The organism is Mesorhizobium sp. RCAM 06353 (assembly GCF_059683585.1).
In genome coordinates, this window is record NZ_CM185031.1 from 6,980,122 (window position 1) to 6,998,679 (window position 18,558).

Here is an 18,558-nt window from a genome sequence, read left to right on the forward strand (position 1 = left end):
CAAGCGTTTTCCTTTGCCGCTCCCCCTATATACACCGCCGAAGCGTCCCGCGCGGCCTAGCGCCCGCCCGTGGCTGTTCGGGCTGCGAAGGTGACGCCTGCCTTTGACTGGGGTCAACGGCGATTGACTTGCCCGGCCAAGCGCCCATTTAATTATGGTTGTCCAACAAGAGAGCAAGCTTTCTGGTTGCGGCGCTTTCTACGATCAGTTCCTCCAAGCGGCTGTCGCCGACGCGCGCAATGTTGACGCGACGCCTGATTACACGGAGCGCCTCAGACATCGAAACTGCGGTGCTCTTCGCGTGATCATCCAGATATCGGCCGACTTCAATCACGGAATCTGCATCAATGTCGAATGGCAATTGTCGCATGGCACCCTCCCGCGGCACCCGAACCTTTTTGCGAGCATACAACTGCCAGCCGAAACACAGCATCATCAATAAGGAGGAAGCCCGCACCCCATGTTTCACAGTTTTCAAAAAGGCCATGCGGTGAAAGCACTGGCTATCAGACCGGTCTCCACGGCTGGCCCTATCGATTTGGGCGGTCCGTCGCCATAACGTTAAAAAGCAGCAAGCACGCCGCTAGTACCATTGACGGACCAGAGCGGTGCGCGACCGCTCGGGTGTACCACTCTGGACACGGCTCCGCGTTCGCGCCTTGGCGCGTTGTGTGAACATGATATTTCCTGTGTGAAAGGCTCTGGCAGGATTGCTGACTATGAGCGCTCGCTCATACTCCCGACATGAAGCCGCAAGAGGTCGAACTGGTCTTATTGGAGCAGTCGCTGGCCAATGGGAGCGGTATGAATCGTCCGTTTTCCGATCGAGTGAGTGACGTCGCGGAGAAAACTGACGGATTGGTCTTATTTGATGTCCGCGTGGATGACGATGCACTCTTTCAAAGGATCGCCGCTATTGGGTTTGATGAAGATGGCACCGTGGCAATCCTGTTGGGCAAGGACGGACAACTTAGGTCCGCGCCGATAGCCAGCAGCGAGCAGCAGATTGCCGAATTAACGGCATGGGCCTTCCTGCCGATGGCAAAGCAGGTCCGCGTCAGCTATCGCGAATTGGCAGCGAGTTTGCTCGCGGAGATTCGGAAGTCCGGCCTCCTAAAATGAAAAGGGCCCCACGGCTTTACTTCATGGCTGTGCGGTCGCGCGGTGGCGAGTTGGATAGTCATTGTTGTGAATCCAATAAAAACGGAGAAGCAGCGCTTATAAAAAGCAGGCATAGTCTGCAGTAGGCGAGAAGAAGCTATCGCAGCCGCTTGGTTGAGGATGATAATGGTTGATATTCCGGTCTACTGTCGAAATTGCGGAAATATTTTCGCGTCACAGGGAATAAAGATTGGCGGCGACGTGCGGGGCATCACTCTTCAGGGAAACAGAGAAAGTTGCCCTCGTTGCGGGCATATGGCTGACATCGCCAGCGGGGTATTTGACGTTGTAGACGGCGTATTAAACGAGCTTAAAGCCTCGCAATTGCCAAAGGTTGCCCTCGAGCAATTCGCCGCGCTGATGGCTCGGGCACAACTGAGGGAAATCTCAGAAGACGCATTAGAAAAACAGGCCGCCGAGATAGATCCAAAACTAGGCTTGCTTGTCAAAACAATGAGAGGGAAAGGCCGCGGCTTTTTCGGCGCGGTTCTACTGGTTCTTATGCTCGCCCTAAACCACTGCCAATTTAACGTGGACGTATCTGTTGATGTCAACAAACTTGTTGATCAAGCAGTCGCACATCTAGAGGTAACCGAGGAGCCGGATCTACGCAACAAGGTGCAGGATACCAAGGGCGATCATACGCCCGCACGCGCCGATACCTCCGGCGATAGCGCCGGCAGTAAAAGTCCAGAGATAGAGCATAGCAAGGCACCTTCAAAGCGGCGGGCAATGTCAACAAAGAACGTCGGGTAGCGTTAAGACGAAGACGTGAGCAGTTCCCAAGGCGCAAGTCACGGTCGTAGAAGGCGAGCGGGTGTAAAGGATTGACCTAGTCGCCAATAAGTGAGTAATCCATCCCGCTTAGGGGAGCGGGACTTGACCAATATCCCAGTTTTAAGACGCGACAACTTGGGCTCAGGCGACATTCGAACGACTCTTAAGGACGTGTAGGAGCGCGATCAGCACGGCTCGCCCAAATATCGTCAATACCGCAGTAGACGGATCCCGATTTACAAGCCGCCCCCCGGGCATGGGTCTCATCGATAGGATTCGACCGTTGCAGACTGGCAAAAGATCATGACTGAGCAGAGCAAGGCTCTCGTCGTGCCGCCATGGCGCCGAGACGCTTGGCAAAGGAAGATGCTGAAGCAGGTTAGCAAAGCGCTGCGGGGCGGGAGAAACCATGAGACTGATCAAATCACTCATCCGCCTTGTGCCATTGCGCGAGCGTCGCCTCGCAACTTCTTTCGCCGCGAAAGAGGTAGACGTGTCGCCGGCCGCACTCTCCAAAGCCCGACTGGTCCTCCGCTATGACAGGCCGCTCCTGCTTTCCGTAATCAACGGCGCAACACCTAGTCGCGCCCTCTCGCTTTGCGCGAAGGCTGCGGCCTCAGACTGCGCGCTGAATGCCTTGATGTGTATGACGCCGTTTTCGATCACACGAACGAACGGGCTGCCGCCTGCTGCGTCGAGTTCAACCGCCGTTTTCCAAGATTGATTGTCCATTTGCCCATACCCTATCCCCCTGCAATCTGGGCGGGCATGGCGGGCCTGTCAACTACAGGGTTACCGCAAGGCTGAGGGCCGGGTTTGTCAGAGGCATAATCGCCGGTCGCGGCCGCCCCACCAGCGCGCGTTTCCGCTGGCCGCTCTCCTACGCCGCCGAAATCGTCAAGCGCGCCCTTGCGGGGGCGAAGCTTGCGCGCATCCTTCAGCGCCGCTGCACCTTTGGCGTGACCGTCTGGACCCTGACCTTGTCGCCGATCTCCTTTGCCTTCGCCAGAGCCTTAGCCCTATCCTCGGTCGTCAGCACGGTGCGCCAGTGCGACGCCTCGAACACGTTGAAAATATAGGTTGTGGCCAGCTTGCCGTCATCATCCACCTTTGGCCTTGCCGTAGCCGGTCGGGCTGGTATCGGGCTCATAAAGTGGGATGTCTTTTCTCTTCCAACATGGCTGAGCAATCGATCTCATCATGAAATGGAGCATGAGGATCGAATACTAACCAAGACGCATGAGATCGTAGATCCCTCAGACGGGCGTTCTTTTCGAGACGGGCATAGCGTTCCGTTTCTGTGTGGAGCGCTAGAGTAGGCTTTTCACGAAGAGAGCTCATCCATAGCCCCCACTTCGATTAGCATCTTCTTAAACGCCGGATGCCTGCGTTGCGTTCCCTTGGGCTGCACTCCGGCGCGGCATTGCATGCGTTGGCCGGCTAGCAGCCCCACCAGCGTGCGTTCTCGTCGACCGCTGTCCTACACCGCCGAAGCCTCTCCCTCGCTCCTCGTGATCGAACGATAGCGTCGAGGATCGCCACGTAGACGCTGCCGGTGTCGCGGCTACTCTACGTTCGGAGGGTACGCGCAGTCCGTAAGACTTACTTGTATCGTTGCTGAGAGCACGAGACTATTCGAGCGCCAGCAATGGTCCCCGGCCCGACTGCCCAGATGCGCCTTCAAACGCTAGACTTGGTAGTCGGGCCACCGTCCAATGCAACGGAGCCGCAAACGATGTCCGCTCAGCGCTTCAACCGCCCTGTTCACGTGTTCGTGGGACTTGGCTTTCCCCATGCTGTGTCGTCTGTGCAGGAAGCCCGTCATGTCCTTGATGAATGGACGGGTCGGCACAGCCCGAAGTACACGGCGACAGTTGCGCTTTGCCAATCCGCACTTGCCCGGAAGGAGGACGTTGAGGCGGCTCGCGTTGCCTTTGAAGCCTTTGCCCTGGCCCACGGAATTCTTGCGCCGGACGCAATCGAACTCGCGGTTGCACGCGCGGCAGAAGAGTGGATGACAGCCGACGATGTGCGGTCCGAGGTTTTCGCTGACAGTTAGGTCTACCGTGAAGGTCGACCATCGGCTTGATGAGAGCTATGCGGCACCAGCGAAATTTCTTGACGCTATGGCCAGTGAGAAGCGGCTTATCTGCCTCATGATTATGGCAAGGGGCGAAATATCGCTTGGCGCTCTGGCGGGCAGGGTTGGATTGAGCAGGTCCGCCCTGTCTCAGCATCTTGCCATAATGCGCAGCTTTGACTTGGTCACCACGAGGCATGATGGGCAAAGAATTTATTACTCGTGCACCGCCCCTGTCCTCAAAGTCATGCAGTTTCTCGTAGAGCAGCAGGTACTGCCTCCATTCGGTGCCGCCTTGAAATATCCAGGCAATTCAAAAACCCGTTAGCACGCCTCCTAGTGTTGGACGATCTTTCTGTCAGGCAGAGATTCTACTCTCTTACAGACGATATGACCCCAATAACGAAATCATCTTGGTAAAGCTGTTTTCTGCTGGCCACGTTATTATATCTGTCCCCTGTAGCATTACTATTGGATACGGTCCCGATTCCACCGAATCATTTCTGCATTTTGTAAAAGGCCATCCTGAGTGTTCGACATTTTTTCTTGTTTCTGATGGATGCATTTTCTTATAGCGACCTGAGTCTCGTTCTTACATGATTGTTGACTTAAATTTACTTGGACGTGATCTACCGATTGTCGGATACCCTCATTCCCAAGGATCAAGGACTTCATCGCACTTAGATTGCCAACTGTTCGCCTGGTAGAGTTACCACGCTGACATTGTGGCAAATTAAACAGCGAGCGTTGATCGAGGCAGGAAAGCGCGGACAGATCGCTCACCCCATTATTCGTGGGGCGGATATCCAGACAGTCCGGCTCTGAGCGGCGGATAACTGCCGATCAGCAAACGACCTCTGAGCGGACGTTGGGGCGGGTTGCATGCAATGGATGCCCCCGGGGATTCCCCCATTCCAAAGAGTGCGGCCGCAACGGAATTATGGTGCGAGACGACACCCTGCGCCGCAACCAGGGGGGATCAGTTGAAGGCGGGGATGGTGGTGACGGTCTCCTCCTGAAGCTTCGCCTTAATCTCCTCGGCCGTGAGGTCGGGGCCTCCCGGAATCAGATCGTGCTTCTTGAGCCACCAGATCGGTAGCTCCTCGGCGTCGCAGTAGGCCAGGTTCGCCTTGATCTGCGATCGCAGCCGCTTCAGTTCCGGCAAGGTAATCACTGTGCTGGCGATCTGGTCGAACTTCAGCCGCACCACACCGATGCTGGTACGGACCTCGACCACGATCGGTTCGGCGAGCTGTAGCGAGCCTGGCCCGTCGAGCTCGAGCTTCGAGGGCAGCGCGCTATCGCCGGGGACGAAGGTGAGCCCAGTGCTGCCGTCCGTGGCGGGCATGCGCACGGGAATGACCTTGTCGACCGATACGGGCGCCGTGCCGGTCGACGTCAGCCCAGCCTCGGCATGCATGCTGATCGAGCTGGCGGGGTCGTCGTCGAATGCCTTGAGCGTGGAGTAGCCCAGCACGCCGCACGACACGAACGGAGCATTTCGAGCAAACCGCGACGCTGTCACCTTCAACTCTCCGGGGCTTAGGTTCGTCACGCTCCATGAGCCGCCGACGGTCATCGCTTCGGCATCGGCCGAGAACGTCGTGATCGCGCCAGGGAGCGCCCTCGGTGCTGTGAACGGAATGCGGGCGCGGTACTTAAAGCGTTCGATTTCCTCGACCGTCGTACCCTCCGGGAGACCGTCGATCCCGGAGGCGATCTCGGCGATGGTGTGGGACACCTCGTCGAGCAGCACGCCGAGCACCTCGTTGAGCACTATCGCCGCCAGCCAACCGACGAGCGGGACGAACGCTGCGACGAGGCCGGCGATCACGGCCCGAATCCCGTCGGCAAGGTCGTCGGCCGCGGAGGCGTCGATTTCGACTATTACCTTGCCGGCCTCGTATCCCACCGAGATACCGAACGAGGCCGAGACGACGTTGCCAAGCACCTCGACGCCGTCCTCCCACACATTAAGATACGGCGTGATCGTGAAGGAGGCGCGATCGCCGTGGCCGGAATACTGCACATCGACGGTGCGCACCCGATACTGGCCGAGCGCCTGCGTGAGCCGCCCCCAGATCTGCGTCTGGATCGTGAGGCTCAGGTCCTTTGGAAGTGCGACAACGGCCCAGTCGGCGCCGCCGAGCCTCACCGTGATCACGCCGTTGTAGAAGTCGGTCCAGCGATAGGCGTTGCCGTCGTCGGCCACCTCGGCGCGGATGACAAGAGCGGTGCCCGTCGCGTCGAGGGCGATCCCCTGATTCCAGAACTGCAGGCCCTTGGCGAGCGTGTCCGAGAGATCCAACTTGAGAGGCTTCAGGTTGAGAAGCGCTTTCAGCTTGTCCATCGCCCATTGCTTTGAGTCGACGACGCCCGCGATCGACGGGAACGCGATGCCGACCTGGAGGTCGCGGAATCTCGTCTCAAGCGCCAGCACGCCAATCGAAGATTGCTTTACCTCGAGGTCGAAGATGAGCGTGCCGTCGATGGTGACATCCGGAGTGGCGAGGCGGTTCGGGTTTGCTGCGATGTTGGCTTCGGCCGTTATATCGACAGTAACGTCGACAGCCAGCTGCGTCTGTCGCGCGGTGATTTCGTTGTAGCCGGGACCTTGGTCGTGGCCGGCGTTGACATGCAATAGTTGGTAGGACGCCATCACGTCGCGGCGGAGGCTCGCGCCGCGGTAGCGCACCCGCTGTAGCTGCATGCCAAGGTAGGGGTCCGGTAGCGGGCGCGGTGTCGCGAGCAGCGTCTGGAGCACCTGGCCGGTGAACTTTTTGGCGCTAACCTGGAGCTCAAGCGTTGAAGTCATAAGATAACTCCAGCTGCGTGAAAGTGATTAGGCTGTAGTGACAATTTAATCATTTGAGCCAGAGCATGATGGCTGCGAGCTTGACGAAGCCGAGGAAGTTGGCGGCGATTTTGTCGTAGCGCGTTGCGATGCGCCGCCACTGCTTGAGCTTTGCAAAGAAGGCCTCGATGCCCCAGCGGTTTTTGTAGGCGATCTTGTCATAGCTGTGTTGGTATCTGCGATGGCGCCGCGGCGGGATGACCGGTTCACCGCCTTGGTCGAGGATCACATCATGCAGTCGATCGGCATCATAAGCGCGGTCGGCGATCACTTGGCCTGCTGCAATCCCCTCGATCAGACCGCAGGCCGCTGCCATGTCGTTTTGCTGGCCGGGGCCGATCTCGAAGCGGACCGGTAGGCCGAGCGCATCTACGACGGCATGGAGCTTGGTGCCGAACCCACCACGCGAGCGGCCGAGAGCCTGGGCTTCAGATCCCCCCTTTTACGCCGGGCTCCAGCAGCCTGGGCCTGAGCGCGGATAACGGTCGCGTCGATCATCAGCCATTCCATATCTGGATGCCTGCTGATGGCTTCGAACAGCCGGTCGAACACGCCCGCTTCGATCCAGCGGTAGTAACGTCGCTTTGCCCTCTGATACGGGCCGAACCGCTCCGGCAGGTCGCGCCAGCGCGCGCCTGACCGAGCGATCCATAAAAGCGCATCGAAGAAGCGCCGACCATCGCTACGCGGACCCCGCTTGCCCTTGCGCCCACCCGGCACAAAAGGCTTGATCTGCTCCCACTGATCGTCGCGTAGAACCTCACCTTCCAAAGCCGACCTCCAAAAGTCAGCCTTGAATCTGATTTGCCTCGCGATGGGAATCCCAAGTCGTTAATTTGTCACTACAGCCTAGTGGTGCTCGCTCTGTGGCGCCAGAAAGGGACCATCCCCTGCGGATACCGTAGCGGAAAAATGCGTTGCCTTTTGATCGTACGCAATCAGGGGCTGCGTCGGTCACTGGGCGTCGATAAATCGAAATGCCAGGTCGGATTATTGCGATAACGTGATCATGCAAAGTACAGATTAGCAAGGCCGCATATTTATTCCCACCGAGACCGTTCTAGGATTGGTGAACAACACGTTAGGATGACCCCGAGCATTCTACTCACCTCGCCAAACCACCGCTTCTCCCCTCAGATCTCGACCGGCGCCGGAGCGGATCGAGTGGGCCCGCTTGCCAATCGGGTGAAATCCGGCGGGTCAGCCATGTTGACGTTGTGCTACATTAATCAACGCATTTCGGCCGTGGATTTTACGGCCCACTGAACTGTCTCGAATGGCCGGAGTCGACTCTCAGCAGATAATCAACTCAACCTGACATCGATGGATCACAAGTGCCGTGCCGCCTACCTACCTCTGCCGCATCCATGGCGACAGCGTTTATGTTTCGGCAGGGGATGGGTGCAGAGGGCAGAGTCCTAAGCCTCGGACTAGTGGTCAACTCCGTGGGCCTCGCGCCATGCCAACCATTCCGCATGCGTCTGGCCTTCACTTCCGTTAGCACGATGCCATGCCACCCACTCTGAATGGCTGGGCAACTTGTCGAGGTCTGGCTTGTAGCCTCTTTCCACATAGTCGCTGTTCGCCAAAATCATTGAGTTTTGCTCGTAAAGAACCATCACGGCATCGCCACTATAGCGATAGAGACCTTTGGGCATTGCAGACTGTCTCCTCGGTTGCCTGACGACCGTTGCGGACGTTCAAATTCGATATACTTTCTTGAAGGATAGTTCGGCAAGTCCCAGCTATATAATTGTGGTTTCGGTTTGCGGGATCGACATGAAGGTACTTGGACGCGAGATCTATTGGCTCACACTGCGACCAGGGGACGCAACGGGCATTCTGTTGGTGTTGGTGTTGGTGATTGTCGCAATTATTGCGTTGTCGATTTTTCCGATGCAAACCCGAGCGATACAAACGCAAGGAAATTTTGGCTTCGGACCGGATTGGGACTGTGCTTTTCCCGGAAGCGGCGGACCAGTGTGCGTCAAAACTCCCACGAAGCAGCCTGCTCCGCAAACGCCAGTCAATCACTGATGCTTTGTTAGGTCAGCTTCCCCATCGATCATTTAGAGATGCCTAGTATCTGGCGGGCTGCACTCGCTGACGTTGTGCTACATTAATCCATGCAGGACATCGGCGCGTTTGCCCATCCATTGAACGGGCGAGCTTCTGGCCGGAACGGCAACTCTCGACCGGTGGGTTCAACCGGTCGTCGCAACACGCTTTAATCTGATAGGATGAAGAGGTGTTGCATGGTGACATCACGGATCTGGTTTACGTCAGCGCAGAAGGTCGAGCTTTGGGAGCGATGGAAGCGAGGTCAGAGCATTTCGTCGATCTCGCGGGCACTTGACCGCCGGAACAAGACCGGCGTTCAGCGGATCGTATCCTTACGCGCGGCATTGCTCCGTCAGCTAGGCGTAGAGCGGCCTTGGCGCTCGGGCTGGCGGAGCGCGAAGAGATCTCTCGCGGCATCGCGGCGGGTCTTGCGATCCGCGCCATTGCACGAAGTCTCGGGCGATCCCCATCGACAATATGTCGCGAGATCTCGCGCAATGGCGGTGCACAAGCGTATCGTGCAACCCGGGCCGACAAGTATGCTTGGGAGCGAGCGCTGCGCCCGAAGCAGTGTCGCCTGGCATGCTCTGGGCGGCTACGATGGCGGGTGGCGCAAAAGCTAGCGCTGCAATGGTCCCCGGAGCAGATAGCGGGCTGGCTGAGGCGAGAGTACCCAGGCGATCCAAGCATGCGGATATCTCATGAAGCGATCTATCGCAGTCTATTCATCCAGTCGCGAGGGGTGCTCAAGAAGGAACTAACAGCGCACCTGCGTACCAAACGACAGATGCGGCTCGCCAAAGGCGCACAGAGCCGGACGGGGCAAGGACAAATACTCGATATGATCTCCATCCGCGAGCGCCCCGCCGAGGCTGAGGATCGCGCCATCCCAGGCCATTGGGAGGGTGATCTGCTCACCGGGGCGAACGACACGCACATCGCCACCCTCGTCGAGCGACACAGCCGGTTCACGATGCTTGTAAAGGTGGCGAGGAGGGACTCGGCCACCGTCGTGGCGGCCCTTGCCCAGACGATCGGCACATTGCCCGAAGAGTTGCGGCGCTCGCTAACGTGGGACCAGGGCAAGGAGATGGCTCGGCACAAGAGCTTCACCGTTGCAACCGATCTACAGGTCTACTTCTGCGATCCGCGAAGTCCCTGGCAGCGCGGCAGCAACGAGAATACCAATGGTCTGCTCAGGCAGTACTTCCCGAGAGAAACCAACCTCTCCCATGTCTCGCAGGCCCAACTCAACGCCGTCGCCCTGCGGCTCAATCAGCGACCCCGAAAAACCCTGGACTTCGAAACGCCGGCCGATAGGCTACAGAAGGTGTTGCGATGACCGGCTGAACCCACCGCCTCATTTCGGTCATTGACGTAGTCTCTGCCACAGCCTCAAGCTGACATCGCGCGCGATAGCGCTTGCAATCTTATTTGCTGGCGAACGACAACAACCAAAGGGAGGACGGATGGATGCCCAAGGCCAAAGGTGAGAGCGCTCTCAACAAGGAGCGCGCCAAAACAGAGAAGCTCCTCCAAAAGGTGGGATACACGGCCTTGAAGGAGGCCGGCTTAAAATCCAAGCGACCCGACCTCCCAAACCTCAAGATTGAGAAGCGAGAGAAGTAGCGCTGCCACTCGCGTACTGACCTGCCCGCAAACCTACGGAAGCAGTACCCATTCTCTCATTTTGAGGAGTTGCCTGCAAATTGGATTTCTCGGGGTGCGCGGTGCGCGAAGATCAGCGCTCACGAGCAAACACTGTTTACTTTCGGGTTCAAAACTCCGGACAACTATGCGCCTCATGTCGGTCGTTGAGATTGCTTTACTGATTCATGACAGCTGACCTTCGAAGACCCTGCAGGAGGTCATTATCCATTATCGCCCTCGGAGGCCGCTCCGCAAACTCCCGCAAACGCCGCAACTCGAGCGTGGTCATGCGCTTTTGACTTCGGCCGCTCAGAGGCCAAGGTCCCAGAGCTACATGGTTTAGAAGTAACCGCTGTTCTCAGGCCACGGCCTTGAGTGGCGCGGGGGCATAGGCCCAGGGCAGCAGGTCGTCGAGCTGGCTTTGCGGATGGCCTGCGACGATGCGGGTGATGACGTCGGCGAGGTAGGCGTACGGGTCGACGCCGTTGAGTTTCGCGGTTTCTACGAGCGAGGCGATGGTCGCCCAGTGCTCGCCACCGCCGTCGGAACCGGCGAAGAGCGCATTCTTCCGATTGAGGGCGATTGGCCTGATCGAGCGTTCGACGACGTTGGAGTCGATCTCGACGCGGCCGTCGTCGAGGAAGCGACCAAGTCCGGCCCAACGCGAGAGCGGGTAGCGGATTGCTTCAGCGAGCTTGCTCTTCTGGCTGACCAGGGCGAGCTTCTCGCGCAGCCATGGCTGGAGGGTATCGATGATGGGGCGGCTTCTCTCCTGGCGCGCGGTGCGCCGCTCTTCGGGCGAGCGTCCCCGTATCTCGTTCTCGATCTTGTAGAGCTCGGCGATGCGCTGGAGCGCCTCCGTGGCGATCGGCGCGGGCCCGGACTGGGCCAGTTCGTAGAAGCGTCGACGGACATGCGCCCAGCAGAACGCCAGGCTCACGGCATTGCGCTCGGCCAACGCCCGGTATCCGGCGTAGCCGTCGACTTGCAGGATTCCGACGAAGCCCTGAAGGTGCCGCAGTGGCTGTTCGGCCTTGCGGTCGGGTGCATAGAGATAGGCGACGCCAGGTGGAGCGATCCCGCCCCAGGGGCGATCGTCGCGAGCATAAGCGAACAGCTGGCCCGTCTTGGTGCGGCCGCGCCCGGGATCGAGCACCGGCGCCGTGGTCTCGTCGGCGAAGAGCTTCCCGGAGGCCTTCAGCCGCTCGAACAACCGCTCGTGGATGGGGCGGAGCAGGAAAGCCGCCTTGCCGACCCAATCGGCAAGCGTCGAGCGATCCAGGTTCACGCCTTGGCGGGCGTAGATTTGCGCCTGGCGATACAGGGGAAGATGGTCGGCGTACTTGGAGACCAGCACATGGGCGACGGTCGCCTCAGTCGGGATGCCGCCCTCGACAAGCCGTGGCGGAGCCGGTGCCTGCACCACGACCTCCTCGCAGCTCCGGCAGGCGTATTTCGGTCGGCGCGTGACGATGACGCGGAATTGGGCCGGCACGATGTCGAGGCGCTCGGAGCGATCCTCGCCCATGACATGCAGCATTCCCTTGCAGCACGGGCAGATCTTGTCGGGAATGTCGATGATCTGCTCGATACGCGGCAGATGCGCGGGCAGTGATCCACGGTTGGCGCGGCGCTTCCTGGCGCGAGCCTCGCGCTTGGCAGTATCGGCGGTGTCCTCCGCGGCGAAGCCTTCAGCCTCGATCTGCTCGGCCTCTTCCAGGCCCAGCAGCAGCTGGTCGACCGGCAGGCTCTCTGCCCTGCGGCCGAAGCGGTGGCGCTGCAGTTCCTTGATGATCTGGCGCAGCCGCTCGTTCTCGGCGCGCTCCGCCGCGAGCATCGCCTGAAGCGCGATCGGATCGTTGGTCTGAGGCTCGGCCGGGTTGCTCACAAGGCCGATTCAATCATGCATTCCAATGCTTTGCGAGCGCCTCTAGCCTCCCATGGAATCAACTTGCCGCGACCGGCGCGCGCGTCTCGCGGGCGTCATGCACGCGCCGCCAATCCAACCCTTCCAGGAGCGCCTGCAATTGCGCCGCCGACAACCTCACCACGCCATCGGTGATGGCAGGCCAGCAGAACTTCCCGTCCTCCAGACGCTTCGCCAGCAGGCACACGCCGGTGCCGTCGAAGTACACCAGCTTGACCCGGTCGGCGCGCTTGGCCCTGAAGACGTAGACCGCGCCAGAGAACGGATCGGCGCCCATCGTCTCGCGCACCAGCGCCGCCAGGCCTTCGGCCCCCTTGCGGAAGTCCACCGGCTTCGTCGCGACCATCACCTTGACCACACCCGTCGGCCCGATCACGACGGCGCCTTCAGCGCACGGATCACCGCCGCCACCGTCCTGGCGTCGGCGCCACGACCGACCCGCATGGCGACGCCGTCAATCTCCAGCTCTATCACGCCGGTTTCTCGCGCGGCCTTCCGCTGCCGTGTCGATCTCGCGCGCTTCCCCGCCGGTTCGGGCTCCTGTGCCGCGACCACCGCTGGAACAAACAACGGCTCCGGTGCCGGCGCATTCGCCAACGGCACCCGCGCGGACCGGCGCCAGGCGAACAGCTGCTGCGGGGACAATGCATGTCGCCGAGCCACCGCGCTCACCGTCTCGCCAGCATCGTAGCTTTCCGCCACGATCCGCGCTTTCTCCTCCGGCAACCATTCGCGCCGCCGTCCAGAACCCGTGAATATCTCAAGCCGTCGAACCGGCTCCTCGTCCCTGGACTTAAGCGTAAGTTCTGAAATCGTCATGTGTCGAAGCCCTCAAAGGCCCCGAGCATCGTCGCTCACGACAACGCGCGAAAGGTGCCAACGGGACAGCGCTTACGTTTAGAAAGCGAGGCCTACGGCAACTTCGGGCTGGCGGAAAAAAAGGGCGCCTCGTGGCAAAGCAATGGGCGTCATGTGCGGCCCCGCGCGACGAAGTGTCATTTGCCCATTGTCAACCTGTAATGCTTGCTTTTGATGCCTAAGAGACCCTGGGTGCGGCCAGCGGCCTCGCCAAGAGCCCTTAGCGCATTGAAGAATGTCGCCCCTCCCGTAAAGGGCGCGAGCAACAATAGCACCAAGCCGGACAGAAGTTTGAAAATTGCCGACACAGGCGCACGGAGCCATTTCGATGCCGGCCGTCGATGGGATTTGTCATTCAAGGAAACAAGGGCGTGGTCGCGCGCTCGTCTTATCTGATACCATGGCGACAGCCGTTCGCGAACGATCTGCTCGCGAACGACAGCCTTGGGCGCCCACCCCGTTTTGGCACCAAGTCGCCATGCATCACGTAAAAACCGCGTATCTTCTCCTCCAGTCAAATTATAGCGCTCATCGAACCTCAGGTTCTCCTTTCGAACGAAAGGCAGGCTCACAAGCCAGTTGTTCGTTGAGAGGACAATCTGTGACTCTTTGCCGTTGGCTTTCCTTTCGCCGCATGTTTGCTCCACCTGCTGGACGCGGGATGAAAGACCCTTCCAGACGATCCGATTCCAGAAGGTCAATGGACGCGGGTCAACAAATGCCCTGACCGGCCCTCCAACAATGTCATATTGGCCGCGTTGTTGTTCCGCCAGCAGTTCGAGAATCCAGGTGGGCGTGACGACCTCATCGTCATCAACGAACGCCAAGCCATCGAAATTCGAATTGGTAGCAAACTCGACGGCGGCGTTGCGCGCGAAAACAATACCCAGGCGCGGTTCGACAAGATGGTGGATCTTGATGCTGGCACAGTTTGCCGCAAAACGCTCAACTACCTGCCGCAAGACTTCGCCATTGCCATTCTCAACAAGAATGATTGCCAGATCAAGGTGCGCCTCGGTGTCGAGGCGAGCAACCGAGTCAAGAAGTTCCGAAACCATTTTCGGCCGATCTCGCGAGGCAATGCCGATATAGACGCGCGTCATGGCCCTATCACGCAGTTCGCCGATCATCGCCTTGCCGTCAATGATATCTGAGAGTCGGGACCTGGCTCATAGTGGAAATGACCCCGGCTGACGGTCCCATAATTCAGGAGTTTGACGGAGAAGTTTTCTGCGAGCTCCTCAACAAGCATACCGCTCAACTGAAATGTCCAACCAGCACCCAGACACCGGTGATGATCAAGTCCGAGCGGAGCATAAGAAGCGCTTGAGAATTTCTTGTCGACAAACCGGTCGGGCTTGAAGACTTCCGGGTCGAGAAACTGGCTGGCGTCTCTGTGCGCTTCCCAAATGCAGATCCTGACTCGACTTCGCCTTGGAATAAGGAAGCCTTCGAAGACGATCGGCATGGTGGCAGTCCGAAGGATAAACTCGCTTTGCTGCATGCGGAGAGTTTCGGATACAGCTGATTTTGCCATCAACTCGCGTCGCCCAGCATCGGGTTCGGCTGCTATCAAATTCAGGTAACTCTCCTCGCCCGCCAGTTCGAGAAGTATCCAACGCCACAAGCCGTGAAAATCGTAACGAGCAAATTCGGTCATATGTATCAAATTGCCAACGACTGTGTCATCGAGCATTTGGGACCGCACCATGTATTCGAGTAAGCTCGAAGGCGGACGTTCCGATCGTTTCAGGTCGTCCGCCAATACAAGCACTAAACTTTTGATGCGCTCGTATTTGGCGCGCTCGGTGGGCGTGATGACAATATGCATGCCATTTGGAGCATAGTCATTGTAGGCGTCGGTGAGTTCACCAGCGATCTCGGACCCATCTTTGGCACCCAAGACGAGTTGCAGCATCAACGCCGTCGACGCCTGTTTAAGAATTCGAGCTGCTGCCTGGGAGCGCAGCCGGCCTTCGCCGGTGGTCAGTTCCGCCAGGCGGCTGTGAAGGATCGTCCTAAGTTCTGCGCTGCGACCTTCAAGCGAGACGGCTCGGAAAGCAGCTAAAAACATGCGGCGATAATCGACGTGGGTACTTCCCTCCATTGCTCTTAGGAAGCCCTCTGGAACGATCGGCGTCATATCGATCGTGGCGGCGCGCAGCTTGGCCTTGTTTTCCGTCAGAAACCTCAGGCCTAGTTCATGCCCGACGATGCACGTTGTCAGCTTTCCACCCGACCAAGTCTTGAAAATATTGCCGTATTCACGGTGCAGTTCCAGAAGGTGAAATTGGTCAGGCGGCGCCCCGCTACTCTCCGAAATTATGCGTCCCGGAGCGAGCCGGCTGGATGTGAACATACCCTGCAGCCGTGCCTGGCCTATTTTGCTGGCGATCTTGAAGCGGTCTAAATGTCTTTTCGCAGCGCCCATGGACCCCATTCCCGGATGTCGGCCAGCGTCCCTCAAACGTCGACCGACCGTTGACGTAATCAAGCTACCATTTGTAGCACATTAGCTCTAACTCATTTGAGGCGGCGGCTTCAATCTTGTGGCGGAGCTCCACTCCTATGATGGATCGATATGGCTCACGATTGGTCCGCCACGCGCCCTTGGCACGCGGAAGTGCGAACTCATCGGTAATCCCCAACGATCGCAACATGCTTGCGATCTCGTCGGAGAGATTTTCATAGCGCATGATGCGGTCAACAAGCGGAACCTTATCGTCGGCATATATGTGCCAGTTTGTCAGATCGCGGTCTGGCAAAGTCAGCAAGTACCCATTGATATCGTCTTTGGAAGGCTGTGACCCCGGAACGATCTCAAGTGATGCGTTGTGATGCCGGTCGTGAAAATATTTGCTGATGGCGCGGTCGAATGGATTTCGAGCGACTGTAAATTTGAGGAATGAATGCCATTCCTGTTCCGGAATCTGCGCCCGAAGCTCAATCGCGGATATATTGTGGTCGAAGCGACGTTTCTGTTTTCCGCGTTCCCATCCGAGCAGCCTTCCCGCCAATCGTTTGTGGAACGCATCCCGATTGTTCTGCTCAGGGCGTCCTCCCAAGCTGCGACGCAGCCGTTCATCGGGGGGCGGCAGATAGGTGATTACATCTTTGGGACCGCAAAATCGCGACAAGACGATTTCGCAACTCGTGCCGCCAGTTTTGATCGTTTTGAAAAAAATGAACCTACGATGTCGACTGAGTATCAAGCTGCCCGCCCTCTCTTCAATTCCTAAACGAATGGCGACCGAATTTAGTTCATGTCGATGAGCGAATAACGCGGCGGATGTGTCCGCCATTCGCGCTGCTTGCACTTCAAGAGGCGCCGCGGAGTTCGGGGTTGGCCGTGTATCAGCCCGCCTGAGCAGACCTTCAGGCTCAACCTTCGCCTTCAAAGGCAGCCTGCCGCGTGGTAAGTGGCTTGTCCATGCGAATATTAGCGCCGTCTTTTGCGAGGTTGCTTTCCACACCCACCGCCAAGGAGCGAAAACGCATACTTGCATCAATGTCAGCTGGACCGTGCACGTCGAAAACGACTCGGCCTAACCGGTTCCTGGACTTGGACGCGTCCATCATATCGGCCATTCGGCGGCTACCGATGGACAAGGAAGTCACCGTTCACGATATGGCGGCATCTGACGGCATTACGTCTTTGGAACTGTTCAACAGGCTAAGCCACGAGCGACCTGTCAGGCTGACGGCAAGCGATTACTACGATGAGGTTGGCGCGGCTCGCAAAGGGATGTTCTGGGTCTTCTACGACAACGACCAAGTTGTCCTCCAGGTAGCGCTGGGCACTATCGCATTGAGAAGCAAGCGGGCAAATGAGTTTCTGGCCTGGCTGTTGTCGCCCAGCCTTTCAACGCTTACGCCCGTGTCACTTTTTCATCCTGACGTCATTGAAAGAGCGAAAATTGACAGCCGCTTCGTGGCCACCAGGGATAATTTCTTTTCGCCGTCGCCTATGCAGTATGATGTCGTGCGCGTGATGAACGCCCTTGGGGAGAGGAACTTTCCTCGTGGTCAAATCGAACGCGCGCTCCGTGCCGTTGCAAAGACAGTCGTCGATGGTGGTTTGCTGGTTTTAGGTCGCAGTGCCGATGAACTCGACGGTAGTCCTCAAGCCACGATATTCCAGCGGCGTCAAAATATGTTCGGAGCTGTTTCCGACATGAGAGGCGGCTACGAATTGAGGGATTTCGTGTTGGAGCTGCAGCCTGATGCTTAAATTGACAAGGGTGTGTTTCTTGCTTCGTCACTCGGCGATTGCTTGCGACCCGCCTCTGTGCCTGACACCTTAGTTCAACCCAAGGAAGTCCCTGCGCAGTTCGATTGAATGACAAAGCTATTCTGGCTGCTCTAGGAAGGTCGTCTGCGGAACGGCAGTTTTCTGGCTATTTGTTCCAGAACCGGACAATCTGCTTCCGGCCCAAAAGCTGCCGGACGGCAATGCGCCTCTTATCGAGCATTGAGACCAACGTCGCTGTGCGCTCAGAAACGGACCCTCGCGATCCAGAATCGTTTGCTAGACGGATCAGCAAGCGCGGCGAGCAGCCGACGCGCTCGGCCGAAGGGTCTAGCACCTGGTCGGTGATCGGTCCGACCTCCCAAGCCAATGTCCGCCTGCCGCGCTCCACGTTATTGCAAAACGTTCAAATTTGAGCTTCCGCACTCATGCTTTGTCGAGGGTACCCCTGTAATCACTTAAACCGTCTGCGCCGTAAGTTTAGCCGTTTTGAATCGCCGTCGGCGACGATGACGACGAAATAGGAGAACGCAATGACTCGTAATCACGTTGAACGTCTTGGAGAGTTCAGGGAAATCCTGGTCGCGACTCGACGCGAAGGAGTCCGCAACGTGCACCATACTCGCGACGCAATGCGGGCCAGTGGCTTTCAGATCGGGGACAGCGATGGCGCCAGCTACGGAGCCGAATTAAAGGCGCTCCAAGAGGAAATTGAGGCAGTCGATCGCGCCATCGAAGACGAGAAGCGGTTGGCCTTGGCCCTTGAGAGCGAGACGCAATCCCGCCGACCGGCTAAACCGAGAATCGTGAAGGGAACATAGAGTCAGGTATGGCCCTTAGCGCCCGTCGCGTCGATCGCCTGTAGGGGTCGTTTTCGCCGTGGCGAGCGCCCCGCTTCTGGCGCAAGCGGTCGGCGCTACCGGGATGCTACGGTCGGCTTT

General features: G+C 58.3%; 18 protein-coding genes and 1 pseudogene. 8 read left to right on the top strand and 11 right to left on the bottom strand.

Features of this window, described 5'->3' with window-relative positions; genetic code table 11:
* Positions 1-148 precede the first annotated feature (148 nt).
* Complete coding sequence (locus AC56QX_RS33760) at positions 149-487, bottom strand: hypothetical protein (RefSeq protein WP_497112869.1); 339 nt, start codon at positions 485-487, stop codon at positions 149-151.
* A 257-nt stretch (positions 488-744) separates the two neighbouring features.
* On the opposite strand from AC56QX_RS33760, the gene AC56QX_RS33765 reads away from it, so the two are divergent.
* The 3 genes from AC56QX_RS33765 to AC56QX_RS33775 all read left to right on the top strand — a co-directional run bounded on the left by AC56QX_RS33765 (position 745) and on the right by AC56QX_RS33775 (position 2,662).
* The gene (locus tag AC56QX_RS33765) at positions 745-1,122 is read left to right on the top strand and encodes a hypothetical protein (protein ID WP_497112870.1); all 378 of its coding nucleotides are present in this window, start codon (positions 745-747) and stop codon (positions 1,120-1,122) included.
* Positions 1,123-1,287: 165 nt separating this feature from the next.
* On the top strand, positions 1,288-1,917 hold the full coding sequence (locus tag AC56QX_RS33770; RefSeq protein WP_497112871.1) for a zinc ribbon domain-containing protein: 630 nt from the start codon (positions 1,288-1,290) through the stop codon (positions 1,915-1,917).
* Positions 1,918-2,347: 430 nt separating this feature from the next.
* Positions 2,348-2,662: a hypothetical protein gene (locus AC56QX_RS33775; RefSeq protein ID WP_497112872.1), complete on the top strand. Its 315-nt coding sequence runs from the start codon at positions 2,348-2,350 to the stop codon at positions 2,660-2,662.
* Positions 2,663-2,875: 213 nt separating this feature from the next.
* Here the strand turns inward: AC56QX_RS33775 and AC56QX_RS33780 are convergent, their stop codons facing one another.
* Positions 2,876-3,088: a hypothetical protein gene (locus AC56QX_RS33780; protein WP_497112873.1), complete on the bottom strand. Its 213-nt coding sequence runs from the start codon at positions 3,086-3,088 to the stop codon at positions 2,876-2,878.
* 585 nt (positions 3,089-3,673) lie between these two features.
* Here AC56QX_RS33780 and AC56QX_RS33785 point away from each other — a divergent pair.
* Together AC56QX_RS33785 and AC56QX_RS33790 are read left to right on the top strand one after the other, a co-directional pair.
* Positions 3,674-3,997 (top strand): DUF982 domain-containing protein, encoded by a 324-nt coding sequence (locus AC56QX_RS33785; RefSeq protein ID WP_497112874.1) that lies wholly within the window; start codon positions 3,674-3,676, stop codon positions 3,995-3,997.
* Positions 3,998-4,100: 103 nt separating this feature from the next.
* Positions 4,101-4,346, top strand: coding sequence for an ArsR/SmtB family transcription factor (locus AC56QX_RS33790; protein ID WP_497118039.1), 246 nt, complete (start codon positions 4,101-4,103; stop codon positions 4,344-4,346).
* A gap of 651 nt (positions 4,347-4,997) precedes the next feature.
* Here AC56QX_RS33790 and AC56QX_RS33795 read toward each other — a convergent pair.
* The 3 genes from AC56QX_RS33795 to AC56QX_RS33805 form a co-directional block, all read right to left on the bottom strand.
* A complete protein-coding gene (locus AC56QX_RS33795) occupies positions 4,998-6,833 on the bottom strand; it encodes a hypothetical protein (protein WP_497112875.1) in 1,836 nt (611 codons plus the stop codon).
* 49 nt (positions 6,834-6,882) lie between these two features.
* A protein-coding gene (locus AC56QX_RS33800) for an IS5 family transposase (RefSeq protein ID WP_497109867.1) occupies positions 6,883-7,643 on the bottom strand; the annotation gives its coding sequence in 2 pieces (ribosomal slippage) (positions 6,883-7,316 and positions 7,316-7,643; 762 coding nt in all).
* 659 nt (positions 7,644-8,302) lie between these two features.
* Positions 8,303-8,530, bottom strand: a complete 228-nt coding sequence (locus AC56QX_RS33805) for a hypothetical protein (protein WP_497112876.1) — start codon at positions 8,528-8,530, stop codon at positions 8,303-8,305.
* Positions 8,531-9,127: 597 nt separating this feature from the next.
* Here AC56QX_RS33805 and AC56QX_RS33810 point away from each other — a divergent pair.
* Positions 9,128-10,283 (top strand): annotated as a pseudogene (locus AC56QX_RS33810) (IS30 family transposase).
* 658 nt (positions 10,284-10,941) lie between these two features.
* Here AC56QX_RS33810 and tnpC read toward each other — a convergent pair.
* From tnpC to AC56QX_RS33840, 6 genes are all read right to left on the bottom strand, one after another.
* Positions 10,942-12,420, bottom strand: coding sequence for an IS66 family transposase (gene tnpC, locus AC56QX_RS33815; protein ID WP_095205361.1), 1,479 nt, complete (start codon positions 12,418-12,420; stop codon positions 10,942-10,944).
* Positions 12,421-12,529: 109 nt separating this feature from the next.
* Positions 12,530-12,856, bottom strand: a complete 327-nt coding sequence (gene tnpB, locus AC56QX_RS33820; RefSeq protein WP_224690299.1) for an IS66 family insertion sequence element accessory protein TnpB — start codon at positions 12,854-12,856, stop codon at positions 12,530-12,532.
* A 26-nt stretch (positions 12,857-12,882) separates the two neighbouring features.
* Positions 12,883-13,329 carry an IS66-like element accessory protein TnpA gene (gene tnpA / locus AC56QX_RS33825; RefSeq protein WP_095205360.1) on the bottom strand — a complete coding sequence of 149 codons (447 nt, stop codon included), beginning with the start codon at positions 13,327-13,329 and terminating at the stop codon, positions 12,883-12,885.
* A 176-nt stretch (positions 13,330-13,505) separates the two neighbouring features.
* Positions 13,506-14,498: a glycosyltransferase family 2 protein gene (locus tag AC56QX_RS33830; protein ID WP_497112877.1), complete on the bottom strand. Its 993-nt coding sequence runs from the start codon at positions 14,496-14,498 to the stop codon at positions 13,506-13,508.
* Entirely contained in the window at positions 14,495-15,799 is a 1,305-nt protein-coding gene (locus AC56QX_RS33835; protein WP_497112878.1) for a cytochrome P450, read from the bottom strand. The genes AC56QX_RS33830 and AC56QX_RS33835 overlap by 4 nt, the downstream gene beginning before the upstream one ends.
* A gap of 64 nt (positions 15,800-15,863) precedes the next feature.
* A complete protein-coding gene (locus tag AC56QX_RS33840) occupies positions 15,864-16,670 on the bottom strand; it encodes a sulfotransferase family protein (protein WP_497112879.1) in 807 nt (268 codons plus the stop codon).
* Between the two features lie 299 nt (positions 16,671-16,969).
* Here AC56QX_RS33840 and AC56QX_RS33845 point away from each other — a divergent pair, with 299 nt between their 5' ends.
* Positions 16,970-17,599: a hypothetical protein gene (locus AC56QX_RS33845; RefSeq protein ID WP_497112880.1), complete on the top strand. Its 630-nt coding sequence runs from the start codon at positions 16,970-16,972 to the stop codon at positions 17,597-17,599.
* 551 nt (positions 17,600-18,150) lie between these two features.
* Entirely contained in the window at positions 18,151-18,438 is a 288-nt protein-coding gene (locus tag AC56QX_RS33850; protein ID WP_023785323.1) for a hypothetical protein, read from the top strand.
* Positions 18,439-18,558: the final 120 nt, after the last annotated feature.